The sequence below is a fragment of the Aquimarina algiphila genome, from assembly GCF_007489275.1.
GTDB lineage: Bacteria > Bacteroidota > Bacteroidia > Flavobacteriales > Flavobacteriaceae > Aquimarina > Aquimarina algiphila.
Window position 1 is genome coordinate 41,967 of sequence record NZ_VLNR01000022.1, and the last position, 23,863, is coordinate 65,829.

The 23,863-nt window shown below is 32.1% G+C and carries 24 protein-coding genes and 1 other RNA gene; 15 read left to right on the forward strand and 10 right to left on the reverse strand.

The window, feature by feature from the left end:
* The first annotated feature begins 112 nt into the window (after positions 1-112).
* Positions 113-670 carry a helix-turn-helix domain-containing protein gene (locus tag FOF46_RS12160; protein ID WP_143916638.1) on the forward strand — a complete coding sequence of 186 codons (558 nt, stop codon included), beginning with the start codon at positions 113-115 and terminating at the stop codon, positions 668-670.
* A gap of 346 nt (positions 671-1,016) precedes the next feature.
* Here FOF46_RS12160 and FOF46_RS12165 read toward each other — a convergent pair whose 3' ends face one another.
* Together FOF46_RS12165 and gyrA are read right to left on the reverse strand one after the other, a co-directional pair.
* On the reverse strand, positions 1,017-2,291 hold the full coding sequence (locus FOF46_RS12165) for a tetratricopeptide repeat protein (RefSeq protein WP_109435301.1): 1,275 nt from the start codon (positions 2,289-2,291) through the stop codon (positions 1,017-1,019).
* A 27-nt stretch (positions 2,292-2,318) separates the two neighbouring features.
* On the reverse strand, positions 2,319-4,862 hold the full coding sequence (gene gyrA / locus FOF46_RS12170) for a DNA gyrase subunit A (RefSeq protein WP_109435300.1): 2,544 nt from the start codon (positions 4,860-4,862) through the stop codon (positions 2,319-2,321).
* 370 nt (positions 4,863-5,232) lie between these two features.
* On the opposite strand from gyrA, the gene FOF46_RS12175 reads away from it, so the two are divergent.
* From FOF46_RS12175 to FOF46_RS12185, 3 genes are all read left to right on the forward strand, one after another.
* Positions 5,233-7,791: an ATP-dependent Clp protease ATP-binding subunit gene (locus FOF46_RS12175; RefSeq protein ID WP_143916639.1), complete on the forward strand. Its 2,559-nt coding sequence runs from the start codon at positions 5,233-5,235 to the stop codon at positions 7,789-7,791.
* 129 nt (positions 7,792-7,920) lie between these two features.
* Positions 7,921-8,316 (forward strand): hypothetical protein, encoded by a 396-nt coding sequence (locus FOF46_RS12180; protein ID WP_143916640.1) that lies wholly within the window; start codon positions 7,921-7,923, stop codon positions 8,314-8,316.
* 113 nt (positions 8,317-8,429) lie between these two features.
* Positions 8,430-8,807, forward strand: coding sequence for a hypothetical protein (locus FOF46_RS12185; RefSeq protein ID WP_109435297.1), 378 nt, complete (start codon positions 8,430-8,432; stop codon positions 8,805-8,807).
* Positions 8,808-8,893: 86 nt separating this feature from the next.
* On the opposite strand, the gene rny is transcribed toward FOF46_RS12185, so the two are convergent.
* From rny to glf, 5 genes are all read right to left on the reverse strand, one after another.
* Positions 8,894-10,462, reverse strand: coding sequence for a ribonuclease Y (gene rny / locus FOF46_RS12190; protein ID WP_109435373.1), 1,569 nt, complete (start codon positions 10,460-10,462; stop codon positions 8,894-8,896).
* Between the two features lie 55 nt (positions 10,463-10,517).
* A non-coding RNA gene (ssrS, locus tag FOF46_RS12195) (6S RNA) lies at positions 10,518-10,625 on the reverse strand.
* Positions 10,626-10,678: 53 nt separating this feature from the next.
* Complete coding sequence (locus FOF46_RS12200) at positions 10,679-10,969, reverse strand: cell division protein ZapA (protein ID WP_109435296.1); 291 nt, start codon at positions 10,967-10,969, stop codon at positions 10,679-10,681.
* Positions 10,970-10,976: 7 nt separating this feature from the next.
* Positions 10,977-11,267 carry a hypothetical protein gene (locus FOF46_RS12205; RefSeq protein ID WP_109435295.1) on the reverse strand — a complete coding sequence of 97 codons (291 nt, stop codon included), beginning with the start codon at positions 11,265-11,267 and terminating at the stop codon, positions 10,977-10,979.
* 93 nt (positions 11,268-11,360) lie between these two features.
* The gene (gene glf / locus FOF46_RS12210) at positions 11,361-12,479 is read right to left on the reverse strand and encodes a UDP-galactopyranose mutase (RefSeq protein ID WP_109435294.1); all 1,119 of its coding nucleotides are present in this window, start codon (positions 12,477-12,479) and stop codon (positions 11,361-11,363) included.
* A gap of 179 nt (positions 12,480-12,658) precedes the next feature.
* On the opposite strand from glf, the gene FOF46_RS12215 reads away from it, so the two are divergent.
* The 3 genes from FOF46_RS12215 (at position 12,659) to FOF46_RS12225 (ending at position 17,939) form a co-directional block, all read left to right on the forward strand.
* Entirely contained in the window at positions 12,659-13,705 is a 1,047-nt protein-coding gene (locus FOF46_RS12215) for a glycosyltransferase (RefSeq protein WP_143916641.1), read from the forward strand.
* A gap of 62 nt (positions 13,706-13,767) precedes the next feature.
* Positions 13,768-15,456, forward strand: a complete 1,689-nt coding sequence (locus FOF46_RS12220; RefSeq protein WP_143916642.1) for a M23 family metallopeptidase — start codon at positions 13,768-13,770, stop codon at positions 15,454-15,456.
* Positions 15,457-15,470: 14 nt separating this feature from the next.
* Positions 15,471-17,939: a TonB-dependent receptor gene (locus FOF46_RS12225; RefSeq protein ID WP_143916643.1), complete on the forward strand. Its 2,469-nt coding sequence runs from the start codon at positions 15,471-15,473 to the stop codon at positions 17,937-17,939.
* 10 nt (positions 17,940-17,949) lie between these two features.
* On the opposite strand, the gene FOF46_RS12230 is transcribed toward FOF46_RS12225, so the two are convergent.
* A complete protein-coding gene (locus FOF46_RS12230) occupies positions 17,950-19,098 on the reverse strand; it encodes a cysteine desulfurase family protein (protein WP_143916644.1) in 1,149 nt (382 codons plus the stop codon).
* Between the two features lie 219 nt (positions 19,099-19,317).
* Here FOF46_RS12230 and FOF46_RS12235 point away from each other — a divergent pair, with 219 nt between their 5' ends.
* A complete protein-coding gene (locus FOF46_RS12235) occupies positions 19,318-20,331 on the forward strand; it encodes a hypothetical protein (RefSeq protein WP_143916645.1) in 1,014 nt (337 codons plus the stop codon).
* Between the two features lie 19 nt (positions 20,332-20,350).
* Positions 20,351-20,884 (forward strand): hypothetical protein, encoded by a 534-nt coding sequence (locus FOF46_RS12240; RefSeq protein ID WP_143916646.1) that lies wholly within the window; start codon positions 20,351-20,353, stop codon positions 20,882-20,884.
* 1 nt (position 20,885) lies between these two features.
* Here FOF46_RS12240 and FOF46_RS12245 read toward each other — a convergent pair whose 3' ends face one another.
* Entirely contained in the window at positions 20,886-21,434 is a 549-nt protein-coding gene (locus FOF46_RS12245; RefSeq protein WP_143916647.1) for a Smr/MutS family protein, read from the reverse strand.
* A gap of 2 nt (positions 21,435-21,436) precedes the next feature.
* Positions 21,437-21,652, reverse strand: coding sequence for a hypothetical protein (locus FOF46_RS12250; RefSeq protein WP_109435286.1), 216 nt, complete (start codon positions 21,650-21,652; stop codon positions 21,437-21,439).
* A gap of 163 nt (positions 21,653-21,815) precedes the next feature.
* Here FOF46_RS12250 and FOF46_RS12255 point away from each other — a divergent pair, with 163 nt between their 5' ends.
* From FOF46_RS12255 to FOF46_RS12280, 6 genes are all read left to right on the forward strand, one after another.
* Positions 21,816-22,034: a DUF2752 domain-containing protein gene (locus FOF46_RS12255; RefSeq protein WP_416372465.1), complete on the forward strand. Its 219-nt coding sequence runs from the start codon at positions 21,816-21,818 to the stop codon at positions 22,032-22,034.
* 7 nt (positions 22,035-22,041) lie between these two features.
* Positions 22,042-22,365 (forward strand): CCC motif membrane protein, encoded by a 324-nt coding sequence (locus tag FOF46_RS12260; protein WP_109435284.1) that lies wholly within the window; start codon positions 22,042-22,044, stop codon positions 22,363-22,365.
* A 123-nt stretch (positions 22,366-22,488) separates the two neighbouring features.
* Positions 22,489-22,767 (forward strand): CD225/dispanin family protein, encoded by a 279-nt coding sequence (locus tag FOF46_RS12265; RefSeq protein ID WP_109435283.1) that lies wholly within the window; start codon positions 22,489-22,491, stop codon positions 22,765-22,767.
* Positions 22,768-23,160, forward strand: a complete 393-nt coding sequence (locus FOF46_RS12270) for a DUF2752 domain-containing protein (protein ID WP_143916648.1) — start codon at positions 22,768-22,770, stop codon at positions 23,158-23,160.
* 47 nt (positions 23,161-23,207) lie between these two features.
* On the forward strand, positions 23,208-23,498 hold the full coding sequence (locus FOF46_RS33060) for a DUF2752 domain-containing protein (protein WP_109435281.1): 291 nt from the start codon (positions 23,208-23,210) through the stop codon (positions 23,496-23,498).
* A gap of 9 nt (positions 23,499-23,507) precedes the next feature.
* Entirely contained in the window at positions 23,508-23,819 is a 312-nt protein-coding gene (locus FOF46_RS12280; RefSeq protein ID WP_109435280.1) for a CCC motif membrane protein, read from the forward strand.
* Positions 23,820-23,863 lie beyond the last annotated feature (44 nt).

Consider the following 23,863-nt stretch of genomic DNA (forward strand, 5'->3'; position numbering starts at 1 on the left):
TCTTTATCCTAAAGCAGTAGATAAAACAGTAAATGACATATAGGTGACATAGATATGTCGTAACAAAAATCGTGAGCTCTTGATAGCTTTGTTCTAAACAAAAATCAAAATTATGGAAGATCGATCAATAGCAAAAAACTTAGTATATCAACGTAAGTTAAAAGGATACACTCAAGAAGAACTCTCAGAACGAACTCACGTTACCATTCGAACTATACAACGTATTGAAAAAGGTGAATTAAATCCACATTTACAAACTGTCAAACTTCTTGCTACTGCGTTAGAAATCGAAGTTGATGACCTATTAATCTTAGAGGATCCAAAAGAAGAGACGATTCAGAAAAAATGGCTATTACTAATGCACGGAATTCCTATTTTAGGATTAGGTATTCCCTTATGCAATATACTGATTCCTTTATTTTTATGGATTCATAAAAGAGAGGATCATAAAATTTATGATATTCATGGAAGAGCAATTGTTAATTTTCAGATCACCATTACGATCCTATTTGTATTATCTCTTATCGCATTAGTAACCATACCTGGTGCCTTTTTCTTTTTTATTGCGGTTATCCCATTTAGTATTATTGTAATGATTAAAAATGTAATATCTGCTATAAATTCTCAAAAATGCTATTATCCACTCTCTATTCCTTTTATTAAAAAATAAAAAAATCAATAAAAATACTAAGCATTATATTTCTTTTGTACGTCATAAACTTCTCTAATAGTCATACTATACGAATCTCCTTATGAATTTGGAGTATTTAAAAAAATCCATAGTGATCGTCTCATACCCATTTGATCGTATTTCAGAAAACAGGAAAAGGAGTGATGATAATACTAGATAAATTATTCTTAAAGAACTTCTTAAAATTGTATTACATGACATTTATATTCCTTGGAAATGAAAAAAATTATATGATATACAAAAAATAAAACACATATAATATTCTAATAAAAAAAGCCAGAATCGAATGATTCTGGCTTTTATATTTTCATAAGCTTTTAGTAATCTAGTTACCTCCTTCTAAAGCTTTTAATTTACTTTTCATTTCATCAGCTTTTGGATTGTCAAGCTGATAATAGATATTCATCAAAGTACGGATAGCCTCTACATTGTCTGGCTTACTTTTTAAGGCTCCTTCAAGATAAGGGACAGCATTTTTGTATATATTCTGTCTTTCTACCTTAAGTTCCTCATATCTTTTATTGTCTTTTGAAGATGTACCCAGACCATTCATTTCATCAACAATCTTAGTTTCTCCACCTAGGATAATAGAAGCAATATTAATTTGAGCTGCAGTATAATCTGGCTTCAATTCTAATGCTTTTTTATAATATCCTAATGCTTGGTCATTATCTCCAAGACGAGATGCACTAACACCTAAATTATAAAGTAAGTCTGGATTCTCAGGATCATTAGCAACAATCTGCTCCATAATTTCTTTATACTTAGCGATGTTTCCTAACTTATAATATACATCAGCTTCAGCTTGCATTAAAGCTGCATCATTAGGATTTTCTTTTTTTGCATCACTTATAGCAGCTACAGCTTCTTCATCTTTTCCTTGACTCATATAGATCAATGCTATATTTTTAGCAATCTCTCCTTTTTTAGATTCAGAAGTGCGAGTTTCTGGTTTGATGTATGAACCAGATTTCACAGATGCATCTCTAATCAATTTTGAATCAAAAGGCTCTACTTTACCTGTTGCTTTATCTGTTGCAACAAATTCAGTTTTAATACCACTAAAATTAAGTTCTTTTAACTCTTTGTAGTATAATAATGCTTTATCATAATCTTTTGCATTAACAGAATTACCAGCAGCATAATATAAATATGTTGTATCTGCTTTATTGGTTTTATATCCTAAATATAATTTTTCTGCTGCACCTTTATAGTTTTTAGCATTTTGATCTTTAATTGCATTTTCTATTAAAGCTTGACGCAATAACTGCAATTTTTGGCTAGCATCTGCAGTATACTTAGATCCACCTGCCGTTTTTTCAATCTCTATTGATTTATTATAAGCATCTGCAGCAGCTTCTACTTTCTCTAAAGATTCTCCAGACGAAGATGCCAAGACCTGACCTTTAAAGAAATAAAATTGAGCTTTCATTTTTTCATCAGCCATATCTAACTGCCCCTCTGCAGCTTTCAATGCATCACTAGCAACATCCATATTTCCGGATTTAAGCGCCTTTGCAGCAGCTTTTAATGCTTGTTTTTGAGAAAATCCAATAGCACTAACTGCTAAGAACAGTACTACGATAAATTTAGTCTTCATTACTTGAGTTTTTAAAATGGGATTTAATTATTGTTTCGTTTTATCATCAATATTCGTGCCATCTGAAGCATTATCAGCATCTGTCATAGGAGAATCTACATCTTCTACAATTTCTGCATCATCTATATCGTCTTCATCATGCATAACTTTTGCTACTGCCGCAATAGAATCTTTACCTTTTAAGTTAATTAAACGTACTCCCTGAGTTGCACGTCCCATCACTCGCAAATCTTCTACGGCTAACCTAATAGCTATTCCTGATTTATTTATAATCATCAGATCATCAAGATCAGTAACATTTTTAATAGCTACCAGATTACCTGTTTTGTCGGTTACAGAAATAGTCTTAACCCCTTTACCTCCTCTATTCGTAATTCGATAATCTTCTAGCTTTGAACGTTTTCCGTATCCGTTCTCTGAAACCACTAAGATATTACTTTCCATCTCATTTACAGCAACCATACCAATTACTTCATCTTTTTCATCTGCTAATCGTATACCTCTTACACCTGAAGCACCACGTCCCATAGGTCTCGTTTTCTCTTCTTCAAAACGAATAGCCTTACCTGATCGTACTGCTAGCATCACCTGACTTTTACCATCTGTTAGCTTAGCCTCTAGAAGTTCATCATCATCTTTAATGGTAATTGCGTTTATACCATTTGTTCTTGGTCTGGAGTATTGTTCTAAAGATGTCTTTTTGACCTGACCTTTTTTCGTTGCCATAATGACATAATGAGAATTAATGTACTCTTCATCTTTAAGATCTTGAGTACAAATAAAAGCTTTCACTTTATCATCACTATGAATATTAATCAAGTTTTGTATCGCTCTACCTTTTGATGTTTTACTTCCTTCTGGTATTTCATATACTCTCATCCAGAAACATTTTCCTTTTTGTGTAAAGAATAACATATACTGGTGATTAGTCCCTACAAACAAATGCTCAAGAAAATCTTCATTACGTGTAGTACTTCCTTTTTGTCCTACTCCTCCTCTATTTTGTTTCTTGTATTCATTAAGAGATGTTCTTTTGATATAACCTGCATGCGAAATCGTAATTACTACTTTTTCATCAGGAATCATATCTTCAATACTTAAATCTCCTCCAGCATATTCTATCTGAGAACGACGTTCATCACCGTATTTTTCTTTTATTTCGGCAAGTTCTTCTTTGATAATTGTCATTCTACGATCTTTCTTCTCCAAGATATCCTTAAGATCTTCGATAGTCTTCATCAAATCTTCATACTCTGCACGTAACTTATCTTGCTCCAGACCAGTTAACTGACGTAATCGCATCTCTACGATTGCTTTAGCCTGTATCTCAGATAGCTTAAAACGTTCAATAAGCTTTTCACGAGCCTCATCAGCATTAGAAGAAGCACGGATTAAAGCAATGACTTCATCAATATTATCAGAAGCAATGATTAAACCTTCTAAAATATGAGCTCTTTCTTCTGCCTTTCTTAATTCATATTTTGTACGACGAACAACAACCTCATGTCTATGTTCTACAAAATAATGAATCATTTCTTTTACATTCAACAACTGTGGCCTTCCATTAACAAGTGCAATATTATTAACACTAAAAGAAGACTGTAATGCGGTATATTTGTATAAAAGATTTAAAACGATATTAGGTATAGCATCACGTTTTAATACGTATACAATACGCATCCCTTTTCTATCAGACTCATCTCTGATCGTAGAAATACCATCTATCTTTTTGTCATTAACCAGATCTGCAGTCTTTTTAATCATATCTGCTTTATTGACCTGATAAGGAATTTCAGAAACAATGATACATTCTCTACCATTTACTTCTTCAAAACTTGCTTTTGCCCGGATAACAATACGTCCTCTACCTGTTTTAAAGGCTTCTCTAACCCCATCATATCCATAAATTGTACCTCCTGTAGGGAAGTCAGGAGCCTTTATATGCTGTATTAACTCATCTATTTCGATGTCGTTATTATCGATATAAGCTACCGTACCATCTACAACTTCAGTCAAATTATGAGGAGGCATATTTGTGGCCATACCAACCGCAATACCAGAAGCTCCATTAATCAAGAGTCCTGGAACCCTTGTTGGTAAAACTGTAGGCTCTTGTAGTGTATCATCAAAATTAAATGTATGATCTACGGTTTCTTTTTCTATATCTGCAAGCATATCTTCAGATATCTTTCTCATTCTTGCCTCTGTATAACGCATAGCAGCAGGACTATCTCCATCTACAGAACCAAAGTTACCTTGACCATCAACTAACATATACCTTAAACTCCATTCCTGAGCCATACGTACCATTGTGTCATATACCGAGGTATCTCCATGAGGGTGATATTTACCAAGTACTTCACCTACAATTCTTGCAGACTTCTTATGGGCACTACTGGCTTTAACACCCAGTTCATACATACCATATAATACACGCCTATGTACAGGCTTAAGACCGTCTCTAACATCTGGAAGTGCACGAGAAACAATAACCGACATTGAGTAATCAATGTAGGCAGATTTCATCTCATCCTCGATGTTGATGGGTATAAGCTTTTCTCCTTCAGCCATAAAAAATTTATTTTATTCTAAAATTGATTAATTAAACGGGCTAATTTAAGTAAATTAAGACGGTTTTAACAGCTATTGACCTATGTAATATACGTAATTTATTAACAATGATCAGGATGTATATGGTTAATAAGTCTACTATCTTAGGTTTTGATTATTAAAGCTTTTTTTGTCTATTTACCATTAGAAGTGAAAAACATTAACAAAAACTACTTGTTTGAGTGACTGTTTTTGAAAGAAAGGAATTACATGACAAAATTTCCTATTCAGTATAGATATATGTTAATCATCGATTAAAAGGAATAGTTTTTGTCAATGTAATTCTAAAAATTACTATTTTAGTTATAAAGAAAAAGAAAGAGTATAATTTATGGATGATAATTTTTCACCCAGAGTTAAAGATGTTATTGCTTACAGTAAAGAAGAAGCTCTGAGATTGGGGCACGATTTTATTGGTACAGAACATCTTATGTTAGGATTATTACGTGATGGAAGTGGGAAAGCAATTAGTATCCTTGATGCGTTAGATATAGATTTGACTAATTTAAGAAGAAAAGTTGAAATCCTTAGCCCTGCAAATCCTGATATAGCGGTGGCCTCAAATGAAAAAAAGAATTTACATTTAACTAGACAAGCAGAAAGAGCATTAAAAACTACTTTTTTGGAAGCAAAACTATTTCAAAGTTCTTCTATTAATACTGCTCATCTTCTGTTATGTATTCTAAGAAATGAAAATGACCCAACTACAAAGCTTTTAAATCGTTTAAAAGTGGATTATGATAACATTAAAGACCAATTTAAGTTTATGATAACGAACGAAGAAGAATATATAGATAACCCAAAAGCAGAATCTTTCTCTGAAGATGATGATGATTTGACAGGAGATGCGTCTAAAGAAAACCCTTTTAATTCTCCATCTGGAGGAAATAAAGCGGGTAAAAAATCAAAAACTCCTGTTCTAGATAATTTTGGAAGAGACCTTACTGCAATGGCAGAAGAAGGTAAATTGGATCCCGTTGTCGGTCGATCAAAAGAAATAGAACGTGTTTCCCAGATTCTTAGTAGACGTAAGAAAAACAACCCTTTATTAATAGGAGAGCCTGGAGTTGGTAAATCCGCTATAGCTGAAGGACTTGCCCTAAGAATTGTACAACGAAAAGTCTCTAGAATATTATTTGACAAAAGAGTAGTTACTCTTGACTTAGCTAGCCTTGTTGCCGGAACCAAATACAGAGGTCAATTCGAAGAACGAATGAAGGCTGTTATGAATGAACTAGAAAAGAATGATGATATTATTCTTTTCATAGATGAAATTCACACTATTGTAGGTGCCGGAGGAGCAACCGGAAGTCTTGATGCTTCAAATATGTTCAAACCTGCTTTAGCAAGAGGTGAAATTCAATGTATAGGAGCCACAACTTTAGACGAATATCGACAGTATATCGAAAAAGATGGAGCTTTAGAAAGAAGGTTCCAAAAAGTAATTGTAGAACCTACTAACATAGAAGAAACTATAGAAATCCTTAATAATATTAAGGAGAAATATGAGGAGCATCACAATGTTAGCTATACACCAGAAGCTATAAAAGCTTGTGTGAAGCTAACCAATAGATATATGACAGATCGTTTTCTTCCAGATAAAGCTATAGATGCTCTGGATGAAGCAGGCTCCAGAGTTCATATTACTAATATCGACGTTCCTAAGAAAGTTTTAGATTTAGAAAAAAAATTAGAGGAAGTTAGAGAACTCAAAAATAGTGTTGTCAAGAAACAGAAATATGAAGAGGCTGCAAAACTTAGAGATGATGAGAAAAATCTTGAAAAAGAACTAGGAGTTGCTCAAGAACAATGGGAAAAAGAATCGAAACTGCATAAAGAAACAGTAGATGAAGAAAATGTTGCTGATGTAGTTTCTATGATGACAGGAATTCCTGTAAATCGTATTGCCCAAACAGAAAGCAATAAACTAGCGGAGTTACCAAGCCTTATTATGGGTAAAGTTATTGGGCAAGACGAAGCTGTTACCAAGGTCGTAAAAGCAATACAACGTAATCGCGCAGGACTTAAAGACCCAAACAAACCGATTGGATCCTTTATATTTCTTGGACAAACAGGAGTTGGTAAAACTCAATTAGCAAAAGTATTAGCTAGAGAACTTTTTGATAGTGAAGATACACTCATTCGTATAGACATGAGTGAATACATGGAAAAATTTGCTGTTTCAAGGCTTATAGGAGCTCCTCCGGGATATGTTGGCTATGAAGAAGGTGGACAACTTACAGAAAAAGTAAGAAGAAAACCATATGCTGTCATTTTATTAGATGAAATCGAAAAAGCACATCCTGATGTTTTTAACATGATGCTTCAAGTTTTAGATGATGGATATTTGACAGATAGTTTGGGTCGTAAAATCGATTTTAGAAACGCTATAATTATAATGACCTCTAATATTGGAGCTCGTAAATTAAAAGATTTTGGACAAGGAGTAGGATTCGGAACTACAGCCAAGAAATCTCAGGCAGAAGATTATGCAAAAGGAGTTATCGAAAATGCTTTAAAAAAGGCATTTGCTCCCGAATTTTTAAATCGAGTAGATGATGTTGTAGTTTTTAATGCTTTAGAAAGAGAAGATATTCATAAAATTATTGATATCGAACTTGATAAGCTATACGGAAGAATCAAAAGCCTTGGATATGATTTATCCCTTAGTGAAAAAGCTAAGGATTACATAACAGAAAAAGGGTTTGATAAACAATACGGAGCAAGACCACTAAAAAGAGCTATTCAGAAATATATAGAAGATGCTTTGGCTGAAGAGATTATAAATGCTCAACTACAGGAAGGTGATAGTATTTTCATGGATATGGATGATGATTCTGGAGAACTTACAATAACCATTAAGAAAGCCGAAAAATCAGCTGAATCTTAAAAACAAACTGAATTATAATTAAAAAAGACTACTATAGCTATATAGTAGTCTTTTTTTTACTTAATCTATTGACGACTAAAAATTTATAATTTTTTAAGTTTATCTTTGTTAGACTAACAAATCAATTTAATGATTACATCTTTTGATTTCAACTTTGGTATAGTTGAAGTACATAATGACTATATTTTGTCAGTCATGAAAGAAGGAGTCACTGTTTTCTCAAAATACAATGACCTTCTAAAAATGGGAGCTAATCAATACTACAAAAACAAGCCTTTTGTATATATAACAAATAGAATAAATTCATATTCTGTAGATCCCGCTATCCATATGGAGATGTCTAAAATAAAAAATTTGATTGGAGTTGCTGTAATATCTAGCGATCCTAGACAAAAAATGCAAACCAAATTAGAAAAATCACTTTTCAAAAAAGAATTCAAATTATTCGAAACTCTGGAACAAGCTTTAGAGTGGAAAAATGAAATTTTGAAAAAGCATATTCGTGATTCAAAAGATGTTAATTAAACAAAAACTCTACTATTTTTAATATATTCGTCATTCACAATAAGGGAAAAACACTTTTTTTTCATCTTATTTAAAGATTAAACTCATATCTTTAAAAAGCTAAGGCATACTAAATGGTTACTTCATATAATTTTGATTTTTGTCATATAGAAATTTATAATGACTATATAAAAGCTGTAATGAAAGCTGGAATTACAGTTTCTCCTGAGCACAATACCATTTTATTACAAGTTGTAGAAAAACATTTTAAAAATAAACCTTTTGTATATCTTACCCATAGGATTAACTCCTATGCTGTAAATCCAACCATATATTTAGAGACGGCTAAAATCAAAAACTTAGTAGGATTTGCTGTTGTATCAAACGATCCGAAACAAATCATGCAAACTAAAGTTGAAAAAATATTTTTCGGAAAGGAATTTAAACAATTTGACACTATAGAAGCTGCATTAAACTGGAAAAATGAAATCATTAAAAAATATAAGGATTAATCAACCCATATCAAAAAATATATAAATACAAAAAGAGCAGTTATCTATAATGACTGCTCTTTTTTTATATTAGATTTCAAGCTTATTTACTTAGCTATATTTACCGCTCTTGTTTCTCTTATCACTGTTACTTTTACCTGACCTGGATATGTCATATCTGTTTGGACTTTTTGAGAAATTTCAAATGAAAGACTAGCTGCTTTTTCATCATTTACCTTTTCGCTTTCTACAATTACTCGTAATTCTCTTCCTGCTTGAATTGCATACGCTTTTTTAACTCCATCAAATCCAAAGGCTATACCTTCTAAATCCTTTAGTCTTTGTATATAAGAATCTAACACCTGACGTCTTGCTCCTGGTCTTGCTCCACTAATCGCATCACAAACCTGAACTATTGGAGAAATCAAAGAAGTCATTTCTACTTCATCATGGTGAGCACCAATCGCATTACAAACTTCTTTCTTTTCACCGTATTTTTCTGCCCATTGCATTCCTAATATAGCATGCGGCACCTCGGTTTCAGTATCAGGAACTTTCCCTATGTCATGAAGCAACCCTGCCCTCTTCGCTAGTTTAGGATTTAATCCTAATTCTGCAGCCATTACTCCACATAATTTTGCTACTTCTCTAGAATGCTGTAAAAGATTCTGCCCATAAGAAGATCTGTATTTCATTCTTCCTATAGTCTTAATTAACTCTGGATGTAATCCATGTATTCCAAGATCGATTACGGTACGTTTTCCTACTTCGATGATTTCTTCATCAATTTGTTTTCTGGTTTTTCTTACGACCTCTTCAATTCGCGCTGGATGAATCCTTCCATCGGTTACTAATTTATGTAAAGATAAACGAGCTACTTCTCTCCTTACAGAATCAAAACATGATAAGATAATAGCTTCTGGGGTATCATCAACTATAATTTCTACTCCGGTTGCAGCTTCAATTGCTCTGATATTTCTTCCTTCTCGACCTATAATTCTACCTTTTACATCATCACTTTCGATATTAAATACAGAAACACAGTTCTCTATTGCCTCTTCTGTCCCAATTCTTTGAATTGTATTAATAATGACTTTTTTAGCTTCTTGCTGCGCAGTTAATTTAGCTTCTTCTATGGTGTCTTGAATCACGGCCATGGCATCAGTTTTTGCCTGTCCTTTTAAAGATTCTACCAACTGTTCTTTTGCCTCTTCTGCAGACAAACCTGATATCACTTCTAATTGCTGTACCTGGCTTTTATGTAATTTTTTAAGTTCACTTTGTTTCTTTTCTAAATAATCTTGACGTTGTTGTGTCTCTTTTATTTTTTCTTCTAACTCTGTGTTTAGCTTTTTACTTTTTGATAATTCATTAGAAACTTGAGATTCTTTATCTCTAGTTCTCTTCTCGGCTTCTGCAATTTTTTTATCTCTGGATAATATTACTTTTTCATGTTCAGATTTTAACTCTATAAATCTTTCTTTAGCTTGTAAAATTTTATCCTTTTTAATGGTCTCCCCTTCGCTTTTTGCGTCTCTTATTATGCTTTCAGAAGTTTTCTTAGCACTTTTAATCATTTCTGATGCTTTGCTGCGCTCCAAGACTTTAGCGATGATAAATCCTATCACCAATCCTGCGATCCCGGCAACTATCAAAAATATAATATTATTATCCATAATTTGTGTTAGTGTTTGTATATAAAAAAAGCCTGCACTAGCAAAGGTTCTGTATAAACTCTGTAAAAACAGGTTTAGGGCTAACAAATTGCTCAAGAATCCGCTCTATGGCGGCGCGCTTTTACAACTTAAACTCACCCTTTTTAAATAATTCTTGTTGAGTTTATCAAAATAACAACTAGTGCAGGCAGTAACCTTTATTTATTTTAAAGAACGTTATGATAAATGATCATGTAGCAAATCGTTTAATTCATTCAATCTATTTGCCACATTAATCATATCATCATCTTTATCTATAGTCTTTTGTTCTACTTGTGCAGCAAATTGCAAAGCACACATTGCTAATACATCTTGCTTATCTCTAACCGCATAACTTTGCTCAAATTGCTTAATCATAACTTCTATCTTTTTTGCAGCCTTCCGTAAACCTTCCTCTTGATCAGGGTTAATTGTCAATGGATACACTCTGTCTGCAATAGATAATTTAATTTTAAGCTTATCTGCCATACTTTATTTACTCAGAGAGTTGAGCAATACACATATCAATCTCTCTTATTAAAGCGTTTATTTTGAGCTTTGTTTCTCTTTTATGTTCGTCACTGCCTAGCATTGCATTAGCATTTTTGAGGGCACTGAATTTTTCTTCCCAATGCTTTAATTGATCTGCCTGATCCTCTGAATTGGACTCTAATGCAACAATTTTCTCTTTTAGATCTGTATTTTGTTGTTTCAATAATTCATGCTTATGAAGCAACTTACTTATTCTATTTTCAAGAGAATCAATAATTTCAATTAAATCACTCATTGATAACTTTTACACAATACTTCGTTACACAAAGTTAACATACCAATTGAAAAAACCCAATAGTTTTTAAACTAATTTTAATGCTATCCCTTATTATACTTCAATCTTTAATATTTCTTCTACTTTAGTCAAGGATGATGCTATTATCTGATGCATATCATAGTAACGATATTCTGCTAATCTTCCGCCAAAAATAACATGTTTAGATTTCTTTGATTCTTCTTTGTACTTCTTAAACACATCTTGATTCCTATCGTTATTAATTGGATAATATGCTTCTTTACCTCTATCCCAACTTTCGGGGTATTCTCTTGTTATGATTGTTTTATCCTGTTTTCCAAATTCAAAATGTTTGTGTTCTATAATCCTAGTAAACTTGTACTCTGAATCATTATAATTAACAACTGCATTTCCCTGATAATTTTCTACATCATGCAATTCATGCTCAAATCGTAATGACCTATATTCTAATTGTCCATACTTATAATCAAAAAACTCATCTATCTTACCTGTATAAACCACTTTATCTGCCAAAGATTCTAACGCTACTCTATCTTCAAAAAAATCAATGTTAGTTTTTGTTTCGATACCTTCCAATAAACCATTAATGATAGTATTGTAACCTCCAATTGGTATGCCTTGATAAATATCATTAAAATAATTATTATTATATGTATATCTAACTGGCAACCTTTTAATAATAAAAGCCGGTAAATCTGTGGCTTTAGTCCCCCATTGTTTCTCTGTATACTCTTTGATAAAGGTTTCATAAATATCTTTACCTATTAATGATAAGGCTTGTTCCTCAAGATTTTTAGGAGATTTCACACCATATTCCTTTATCTGCCCATCAATTATCTCTTTTGCTTCCCGAGGTGTTTTGGTCCCCCATAATTGATAAAAAGTATTCATGTTAAACGGTAAGTTATATAACTTTCCTTTTGACAATGATAGAGGAGAATTTATATAATTATTAAATGTTGCAAATTGATTTACATAATCCCAAATTCGCTTATCATTTGTATGAAAAATATGAGCCCCATACTTATGTACATTAATTCCTTCTTTTTGTTCACAATATACATTGCCTCCAAGATGTTCTCGTTTATCAATTACCAAACATTTTTTATTGTGTTTGGTCATTTCGTGAGCAAAAACACTTCCAAATAATCCTGCCCCTACAATCAGATAATCATATTTTTTTTCTTTCACTCTACTTGTTTTTTCTTAAGAAGCTTCTATTTCAATTTCAATTTTCAAAACTAATACATTTATAGCTAATTTACGTGCATATTTATAAGATGAAAAAATCACAACTTGATAATCCTTATATGATAGGGTATAAAAAATAAAATGTATGTATCTTTCAAGCCACAAATCGATATATTTATATGATGGGATATTTTATTTCCAGAAATTACAAATCTCTTTTTAATGCTGCTGGAAAAGCAAAAACAGATTGTGAGTCTATTCTTGCGCAAATGGGATTCAAAAATCTCGGATTCAAACAATCTTCAATACCAAATTCTGCAATAGGTACTATCAAAAACTTTTTAGGCATAACATATGCTTTATTAAGATTACCATATAAAAGCACATTATGCACTCAATACCCATTAAATAAATTTAGAGGGTATGTCTTATTCATGGCAAAGCTCAAAAAGTGTAAAATTATTACTATAGTTCATGATGTTCGATTTTTAAAAGGAAGAACTGGTAATGCAGATAAAGAATTAAAGAAAATTATTACATCCAATGCCATTATTGTTCATAACGATGCTATGAAAAACTGGTTTCTTGAACAAGGTGTTAAAATACCTATTATTGTACTCGGTATCTTTGATTATATTCTCAAAGATGGACTTCCTGATCAAAATGATAATAACCAGGGAGAAAAACCTCATGAAATAGTGTATGCAGGTGGATTTGGTGAAGGTAAAAACTCTTACATATACGATCTTGATACTCTTAATGAAAAGAATTTTAAGATGAACCTATACGGTATAGGTTTTGATTATCAAAAACTAAAAATTTCTAAAGAAGAATCTGTTCTATCCTATGAAGGTGCATTTCCTTCTGATGTCGTGGCCTATCATATCAAAGGTTCATTTGGGCTAGTCTGGGATGGTATTTCAACAGAAGAATGTAGTGGACAATATGGACAGTATCTCAAGTACAACAATCCACACAAAACTTCCTTGTATATCTTATGCGGATTGCCAGTTATTGTTTGGGATCAAGCAGCTATCAGTTCATTTATTAAAGAAAATAATATTGGCTTTACGATATCTAATTTAGATCAATTGAGTGATATTCTTGATAATTTATCAGTAGAAGAATATAAAGAAATGAAAAGTAACGTTAATAATGTTAGAACCAAAATCATTTCTGGTGGGTATTTAAACGACGCAGTTAATCAAGCATTAAAAATTACCTAACCTACCAAAAAAATAAGTAGTTTTATAGACAATTGACAAACATTCATATATTTTCCCCTTATATGTATAAATTTTTAATTTTCAGTTTACTAAGTTTCTCCCTTTGTTATGGGCAAAAAGATCTTCCAAAAGATTATTTCATTCACCCATTAGAAATCCCTATTACAGCATCAGGTACGTTTGGAGAATTAAGATCCAATCATTTCCATTCTGGACTAGACATGAAAACCCTTGGAGAAGAAGGACTTAACGTTTATGCATCTGCGTCTGGTAGAATAAGTAGAATTAAGATTTCACATGGAGGATATGGAAAAGCTTTATATGTTGTTCATCCAAATGGATATACCAGTGTATATGCTCATTTAAAAAAGTTTTCACCAGAAATAGAGGCTTTTGTAAAAGAAAGACAATACGCTAAAGAATCTTATGAAATAGAGCTTTTTCCTAAATCTGGTTCTTTACTCGTAAAACAAGGCGATATTATTGCATATAGCGGTAATACCGGAGGAAGTTCTGGACCACACCTTCATTTTGAAATTAGAGATCCAAGATCAAGACCAATGAATCCTATGATTTTTGGCATAGAAGTAAAAGACACAAAAAAACCCATTATAAATAGTCTATGGGCATATAGTTTGGATAAAAACACTCATATTAATGGCGTCCAAAAACCCGTAAAATTAAAATTAACTCCTCAAGAAGATGGAAATTTTAAAGCAGAAAATGTAAATGTTTTTGGAAAAATTGGATTCGGAATTTCTACCATTGACAAACAAGATTTGGCAACAAATAGTAATGGTATCTATGAAATTGTAACAGAAATTAATGGAGAAAAGAATTTAAGATTAGAGATGAATCGATTTTCTTTTGCCGAAACACGATATGCAAATCGACTTATAGACTATGCTTACTATAAAAATCATCGTAGTAGAATAACCAAACTATTTATTGAAAAAAATAATCCTTTAACCATTTTTAAAAGTAGTATTAATAAAGGTATACTTACAGCTGAAGATGGATTGTCCTATAATTATAAAATCCATGTAAGAGATTTTAAAAACAATAAAGTAACCATATTAGTTCCTCTACAAGGGAAAAAAGTTGACCCTATTATCAAGAAAGAGATCATTACAACGCCAGACTTTGCTAAAACAAGCGAAAATTTCACTTATAGTAAAGGTATTTTTGATCTATTGATTCCAAAAGGCAGTCTGTATGAAGATACCTATCTTGATATTTCAGTTAATGGCGAAAAAGCAAAAATTCATAATAACGCGACCCCATTACATAAAAATATGACATTAGTTTTTGATGTATCTCGTTATACTGAAGAAGACAAAAAGAAACTTTATATCGGAAGAATAAATGGTTCTAAGAAGCCATACTATTCCAGAACTTCAAAAAAAGGAAACCGTTTTTCTACAAGAACAAGAACTTTTGGGACGTATTCCTTATTTTCTGATCAACAAAAACCAACAATAGTCCCCATCAATGTTGCCAATAAGAAATGGATATCTAAGGCAACTCACCTTAAAATAAAGATTAATGATTCTGAATCAGGAATAAAAAATTATAGAGGAACTATAAATGGAAAATTCATTTTATTAGAATATGACTATAAAACAGGAATGTTGGTTTATGATTTCAATGATAAAATTATCACAGATTCAGAAAATAATTTTAAACTTGTGGTGTTAGATAATGTAGGAAATAGAGCAACATTCGAAACCACATTTTTTAGAAAACCTTAAAACCTAAATACTTTTTGAAAAATCAATTTTTCTTCCTTCTGATTTCGCTGATTTTAATCAGTATTTCAACTTCGGCTCAAAATGCTACGATTAAAGGTGTAGTTCTAGATGAAAATAATATTCCAGTTCAAGGTGCTAATATCACTTACGATAATTCGGGTACTCTGTCTGATAAAAATGGGGTATATCAACTTAGAATACCTGCCAATCAAGATGTTGAAATCAATATATCGCACATAAGTTTAAAAAATCTTCTGTTCACTATTAATCTCCAGGAAAATCAGGAATATGAATTAAACCCAGTACTAAAGACAGATGTTGAACAAATCAGCACGGTAGTTATCTCAGGTAGGGAAAGAAAAGTAGTGGAAGGAATCACTACATTAGACCCAGAGACCATACGCTCTACCCCTTCTGCTAATGCAGGTGTAGAAGGCCTTCTTAAAAGTTTACCTGGTGTAAGTTCTAACAATGAATTAAGTACACAATACTCTGTTCGGGGAGGAAATTTTGATGAAAACCTGGTATATGTTAATGAGATTGAAGTATACAGACCTTTTTTAATTAGATCAGGTCAACAAGAAGGGCTAAGCTTTGTTAACACAGACTTGGTTCGTAATGTAGATTTTTCTGCCGGAGGTTTTCAGGCAAAATATGGAGATAAACTTTCATCTGTTCTAGATATCACTTACAAAAGACCTACGCGATTAGGAGCAACAGCCAACTTAAGTCTATTGGGGGGCAGTGTTTCTGCTGGCGGAATTTCTAAAAACAAAAAATTGGCTGCTATTGTTGGTGTTCGATATAGAGATAACAGCCTATTGGTAGACGCAAGAAATACTGAAACTAATTTCCAACCGAGATTTGCTGATGTACAAACGTACCTTTCCTATAATTTCTCTGATAAGTTTGAACTAGGTTTTTTAGGCAATGTAGCGCTTAACACCTATGATTACGAGCCTTTACGAGAACAAGTGAATTTTGGAACCTTGCAAACAGTACAAGCTTTAACAGTGCTTTATGACGGACAGGAAGAAGATCGATACGAAACTTATTTTGGAGCGTTTAAAGGAACTTATAAACCTAATGACAATCTAACATTAAAGTTAATTACATCAGCTTATCATACACAAGAACAAGAGCATTATGATATTTTTGCAGCTTACGCTTTAGGGACTGTAAATACTGATATTGGAAGTGAAGACTTAGGTCAGGTAGAATTTAGTGAAGGGATCGGATCCCAATTAACTCATGCCAGGAATGATCTGGACGCCTTAATTTTCAATATAGAACATAAAGGAACCTATACCGCAGACAAGCATCAATTTGACTGGGGTGTAAAATACACATCAGAAGATATCAGAGATCGATTACAAGAATTTGAAATCATTGATTCTGCTGGTTTTTCTATACGTCCACCAATTTCTGACTTTATAAATGATCAACCTTATACTCCATTCGTTAGTCCAATTGTTCCATTTACTAGTGTTAGAGCAACAAATAAAGCAAAAATTGATCGCATTTCGGGATATGCTCAATATAGCTTACGTTCACATATAAAAGAAAATGAAATTTGGGCAAATATTGGCATACGGTCTCATCACTGGAATATTTCAGGAAATACAGTTAACAGTAGTGATTCTCAAATTGTATTTAGTCCAAGAGCACAAATTGCAATTAAACCAAACTGGAAAGCTGAAATGATTTTTAGAGCTTCTGGCGGGTTATACCATCAACCTCCTTTTTACAGAGAGCTAAGAGATTCTTTGGGTGTAGTTAGACCAGAAGTAAAAGCCCAGCAGTCCATACACATCGTTTTGGGTAATGATTATAGCTTTTCTATGTGGAAAAGACCTTTTAAACTTACAACAGAAGCCTATTATAAAAAATTGACTGACGTAAATCCATATACAATCGAAAACGTAAGAATACGATATCGAGCAAGAAATAATGCAGAAGCATATGCTTATGGGCTAGATCTTAGATTAAATGGAGAATTTGTTCCCGGAACTGAGAGCTGGGTAAGTCTTGGGTATTTAAAAACAGAAGAGAACATTGATAATCGCGGGTATATATCAAGACCTACAGATCAAAGGTTAAAAATCGGAGTGCTGTTCCAGGATTATGTACCAACTATACCTAGTCTAAAAATGTACTTAAATATGGTATATCAAACAGGAGTACCAGGCGGATCTCCTAGTTATGCTGATCCTTATGATTTTCAGACCCGATTAAGAGACTATCGAAGAGCTGACTTAGGAATATCATATGTTGTAGTAGATAAAAATAAAAGACTTAGAAAAGGTCATTTTCTTAATACGTTCAGAGAATTAAGTCTTGGGTTCGAAATTTATAATATTTTTGACAATCAAAATTCAATCACAAATACCTTTGTAAGAGATGCTTCAACTCAGCGCCAATTTGCAATTCCAAATTTTCTGACCCCAAGAGTTTTTAATGTTAGACTCGGAATGAAGTTTTAAAATGATTGTATTAACTCTCAATAAACTTTTTTAACACATCTACCGTATAATCTACTTCTTCTTTAGTATTATACTTCGAAAAAGAAAAACGCACAGAGGGTTTTTGCATATCATCTTCAGAAAGAATTTCAGTTAGGACATGTGAGCCTTTACTACTTCCACTCTGACAAGCACTTCCTTTAGAACTGGCTATACCATTAATATCTAAATGAAATAGTAATATTCCTGCCTTCTCATTAGAAACCGGGAGACAAATATTGATTAATGTATATGTACTATGCCCAGCAGTGCAGCAGTCTGCATTAAATTTTACTCCTTTAATATTATGTTTTAACGTTTCTACAAAGTATTGTTTTAACTCTATTATATAGTTCTTTTCTTGTTCTAGGTTTTCATAAGAAAGTCGCAGTGCTTCATCCATTCCCACGATATTATGTACACTTTCGGTTCCAGCTCTATACCCTCTTTCTTGCTCTCCACCAAAAATCAATGGTTTCAGCCCAGAATTTTTTCTTATATAAGCAAACCCCACTCCCTTTGGACCATGAAATTTATGCGCACTCACCGCTGTAAAATCCACATGTATCTTGTTAAAATCAACTTCATAATGTCCAATTGACTGTACCATATCACTATGAAAAAGCGCATTATACTTTTTACATAAATCCCCAACGCGCTCTATGTCAAGCATTGTTCCAACCTCATTATTAATATGCATCAGACTTACTAGAGTTTTATCATTTGATTTATCAAGTAGAGATTCTAAGTGCTCATAATCAATAGCTCCATTTTTTTGTACGCTTACATAACTCACTGATGCCTCTGTACGAGTTTCGATTTCTTGTACAGTATGTAGTACTGCATGATGTTCTATTTTTGAAGTAATTATATGACGTACTCCAAGATCTCTTACTGCACTATTTATTACAAGATTATCAGCTTCTGTACCTCCAGATGTAAATATAATCTCTGAGGCACTAACCCCAAGACGACTGGCTATATTTTTTCGTGTATGTTCTATATGGTTCTTAGCAGAACGTCCATACCCATGGGTAGAAGACGGATTTCCAAAATCCTCTTCTAAAACTGAAACCATCTTTGTGATAACTTCTGGTCGTAATTGCGTAGTGGCTGCATTATCAAAATAAACCTTTTGCATAAAACAAAATAATTAAATATATAAACTGATTATTGGAGAAATTTTAAGAATACAAAATTAGTTTAAATAAAATTATTTTCAGCCAGGCTCGTTATAATCTTTCAATTCCTTTACTTTTGTCAGAAATTGTTAAAACATTATAAAATCAGAACATTTTCTATTTTCATTCGTCCTTAAGAGTAGAAATAAATGATTTTAATACATATAAATTTTAATTAGGTGAAAAAGCTATTTTCTTTTCTTTTTTCAATGGTACTGTTGTCTTCTTGCGACGATGGAGATATAATAATTACAAGTTTTGAGTTTGATGATGTTGATTTACAATTTTGCGAGGGAGCAAAAGAAAATGAATTTGTCTTTTTTAAAATTAACGAAAGTAACAATGAAGCTATTTCCTATAATTTTATAAGCGAAATATTCTCTGACACTATACCTACGACATCTTCGATAATAATCGACCTTACTGATGGAACTAATGATTTAATTTACAGAACTTTTAACATCCCTGTCACCGCAACATATTATTGCTCTAATGTACCATCTAGTGACATTAGGATTATTGAAGAACTAATTGGATCCTCTGGTACTGCAGAAATCACAAATGAAATCATTACCGAAGATGATGATGATGGTGTAGATCCAATCGATGAATCTGGAGGTATTGACCCCTTAGGAGATATAGACAATGATCAGATCCCAAACTATCAGGACAGTACTGCTAATGGAAGCCAGGCCGGCCCCACCTGTCCTGACACCAATGAGGATGGTATCTGTGACACATTAGAATCTATATTTGATACTGATGGAGATGGTATCCCTAATTATAAGGATCAGGATGACGATAATGACAATATCCTAACGAGTGTAGAGTTGCAAAATGGTATTCCTAATGATGATAGTCCTAGAGATACTGATGGAGATGGCATACCAGACTATCTTGAAGAAGATGATGATAATGATGGTGTTCTGACTAGAAATGAAGATGCAGATCAAAATGGAAATCCTAGGGATGACAGAGATGCTTCTAATAATTTATATTACTTAGACAATACTATTCAACCTCCTGTTGTAACTGTAGAACCTGCTCTTGATAATACTGTGCAAACTACTTTTAGAGCTATTTTAGAAATAAACAATCTTATTCTTAATGGCAACACAGATAATTTCCAGGACGGAGAATTTAAATTTGGTTTTAGAGATCGCACCATTCCTAAGACTACAAAAAAAATGTAGAATACACTAGAATATAATTATGAATAAAGTATTTTTCCTTATTATTTTCACTCTTTTGATTAGCTGTAGTGAAGGAGATATTATCGAAAATGATATTAGTAATTTTACTGCTCCTTTAGAAAATTGTTCTAATCAAAGTAATGATACTTTTGTTTTTTTTAAAACAGATTCTGAGATCAATCAATCCATATCGCTTAGTTTTACAAGTACTGTTTTTGAGTTAAATACTATCCCAGACAATGAAGAGTTAACATTAACCATAACACTTGATGGTACTGCAAATGTTTTGATCTATAGGCAATTCGATACTGCTATTAATGGCAGTGAGTATTTTTGTAGCAGTGTACCTCCTGGAGACATCACGGTAACTCAGGAATTAATAAGCTCTAATGGAAATGCAGAAATTAAGTATACTTTACTAAGTGAGACTATGACTGAAGCTACATATACCAGAACCTTTACTCTTAACGACATTACTTTGGAAGGACCTGATATTGCCATACGACAGGAAGTACTAGAATTTGGCAATGATGAAATTACTATTACTAAATAACTTATTTAGGATTTTGGACGATATAAATCTCCATTGCACCTAACCCATATTTTTTATAATCGGCATCAGAGATCCTAACATTATCATATCTACCTAACAAATAAGTAAGCTCTTCTTTTAAAACTCCTTGACCTACTCCATGAATAAATACCACTTTTGGTATACGTTTATGAATTGCAAAATCTAATTGTCTTTTTGCTGTATCTAATTGCAATGTAACCATATCGTAATTAGTCATTCCTTTTGTTGATTTTGTTAATTTATGGATATGCAAATCCACTTCCATAGGAGGAATATGACGTTCCTTTGGTTTTACCATAGGTCTTTTAGGCTTCTTTTTAAAAACCTCTTTCTCTTGTAAATTTCTATTCACTTCTTCATATGAAGGAATAATTATATCTTCAGATTCAATTTTCACTACTTCTTTTATTAAAAAAGTCATATCAAAATCATCTTCAGTTTCAATAGTCACTTCCTCCGTAGTTAGCCCAACAACCTTTCCTGTAATAGGTTCATCCAGCACCGATACTATATCTCCCAACTTTATCATATCTACTCTTCTTCTTCTTCAACATGTTGATATGCATCAACTTCTGTTTTTGATTTCACATTCGTATTGACTAGAAATACTCCAGACATTAAAAAAACGACTCCAATGATTTGAATATAATAATTCTTTACTGAAGAAGAAATTTCACTAATAACTGCTATTGTTCCTAAAACAATAAAAAGTACACTTATAATCTTTTTAAATTTATTATAATTCATACCTGCAAAAATATTAAATAATAGATTTTTAATCCTCTAAATATTTTAAATAACTTAATTATGTATATTGCACATAACAAATAGTAAAATATTGCCCTTGGAAAAATACATGCTTCCTTGTTTAAATAAAAAGTTATTTGGTGTTGATTGTTTAGGCTGCGGTATGCAGAGATCAATCGTACTGTTATTAAAAGGAGAGTTCTCTGCAGCTTTTCATATGTACCCCGCGATATATCCATTAATGCTTTTACTGGCATTTATTGGTTTCAACTTTTTTATTCAATTCAAAAATGGGAAATCTATTAAGGTAGGTTTAATGATTTTTACGGCGCTTACTATGATTATAAGCTATGTTATCAAAATGAAAGTTCATTTTAACTAATCAAACTATGGAAAAACAAACATTACCCAACTCTACCCTTATTCTTGTTTTTGGTATTATATCGATTTTTGGTTGTTGTTGTTATGGGGTTATAGGTATAATTTTTGCAATTATCGCTTTAGTACTAGCACAAAAGGCTACCGCAGTATATTCAGAAAATCCAGAAATATACAGTGGTTATGAAAATGTAAAGACTGGAAAAATATTAGCGATTATTGGTTTAGTGCTATGTATAATCTCTTTTGTTTATGGTATAGTTCTTTTAGTAATGGGAGGAGCAGATGGATATATGGATATGTTAGAGGAAATCAGAAGATCAACTGGATCATAATTTTATAAATAATAATAATTTAATTGTTTGGATAAAAATATATCCTAACAATTCCCTTAATCTTTCTTGTATTAACAGTATTGTTACTACAAATAAACTTTTTTTATAACTAAAATCAAATTTATGGAAACTAGTCAAGCAAGACCAAAAAATTACCTAGTAGAATCTATTTTAGTAACTCTTTTCTGTTGCTTACCACTTGGAATTGTTGCAATCATTAACGCAACAAAAGTGAACTCTGCATTTGATGCAGGTAATCATGCAGAAGCACAAAAAGCATCAGATGATGCAAAAAAATGGATGAAGTATGGGCTAATTGGAGGCGTTGTAATTTTAGTAATTTATATACTAATGTTTGCTTTAGGAATGGGAGGAGCAATATTAGGAAATGGTGGATACTAAATGAAATACAAACATGTATTTATAGGGATAGGAGTATGCATACTCCTATCCCTATATTATTTCTCCAATCCTACAGAGGTTAATTTTTTTCCAAAATGCCCATTTCATACATTAACAGGCTTTCATTGCCCTGGATGTGGCAGTCAACGTGCCTTACATCAACTGTTGCATTTTGAAATTATGGAAACCCTTAATTATAATGCACTATATATTTTGGGACTAGGTACCATTATATATAACACCTCTGTAAATACCATTAATAAGTATTGGAATAAGAATTATTACAACATTTTATACCACCCTAAAACTCCTATATACATAGGGATCATAATAATTTTGTTTTGGATATTAAGGAATATAGACATTTACCCTTTTAATATTCTTGCTCCGTAATCTCTGATGAAAAAAAGTTATTATCAAAAAAATGACTTTTATTTTACATGAAAGAAATTATTAGTTTTCTTGAATCCAACATATTACAATGCCCTACTAAACAGTTGATTGGAATTGATTGCCTTGGATGTGGTCTTCAGCGTAGTTTCATTTTACTATTAAAAGGTAATATAAAGGCTTCTTTTTTAATGTATCCTGCTCTCATTCCTATGATATGCATGATGATATATTTAATAGCCCATCTTGTTTTTAACTTTAAAAATGGCGCCAAAACCCTAACCTATTTTTATATCTTAAATAGTATACTTATCATTGCACATTATTTCATTAAATTCTAATCATTTAATATGCAAACTAAACAACAACTGCCAAATGCTACTTTGGTCTTAATATTCGGTATTGTTTCAATCGTTACCTGTTTTTGCTATGGAATTCTTGGTCTAATATTTGGAATTATAGCTTTAGTAATTGCAAAAAGATCTATTGAATTATATAATGCTAACCCGGAACTATATATGGGTTATGAAAATCTAAAAGCCGGAAGAATTTGTGCAATCATTGGTACTATAATGAGTTCTTTATACCTTCTTATAATTATAGTATATATCATATTTATGGGAGCAGCTTTAATGCCTTGGTCAGAAATAATGAATCAGTAGACTATATGTTAAATTAAAAAAGGAGATTACTAAGTAATCTCCTT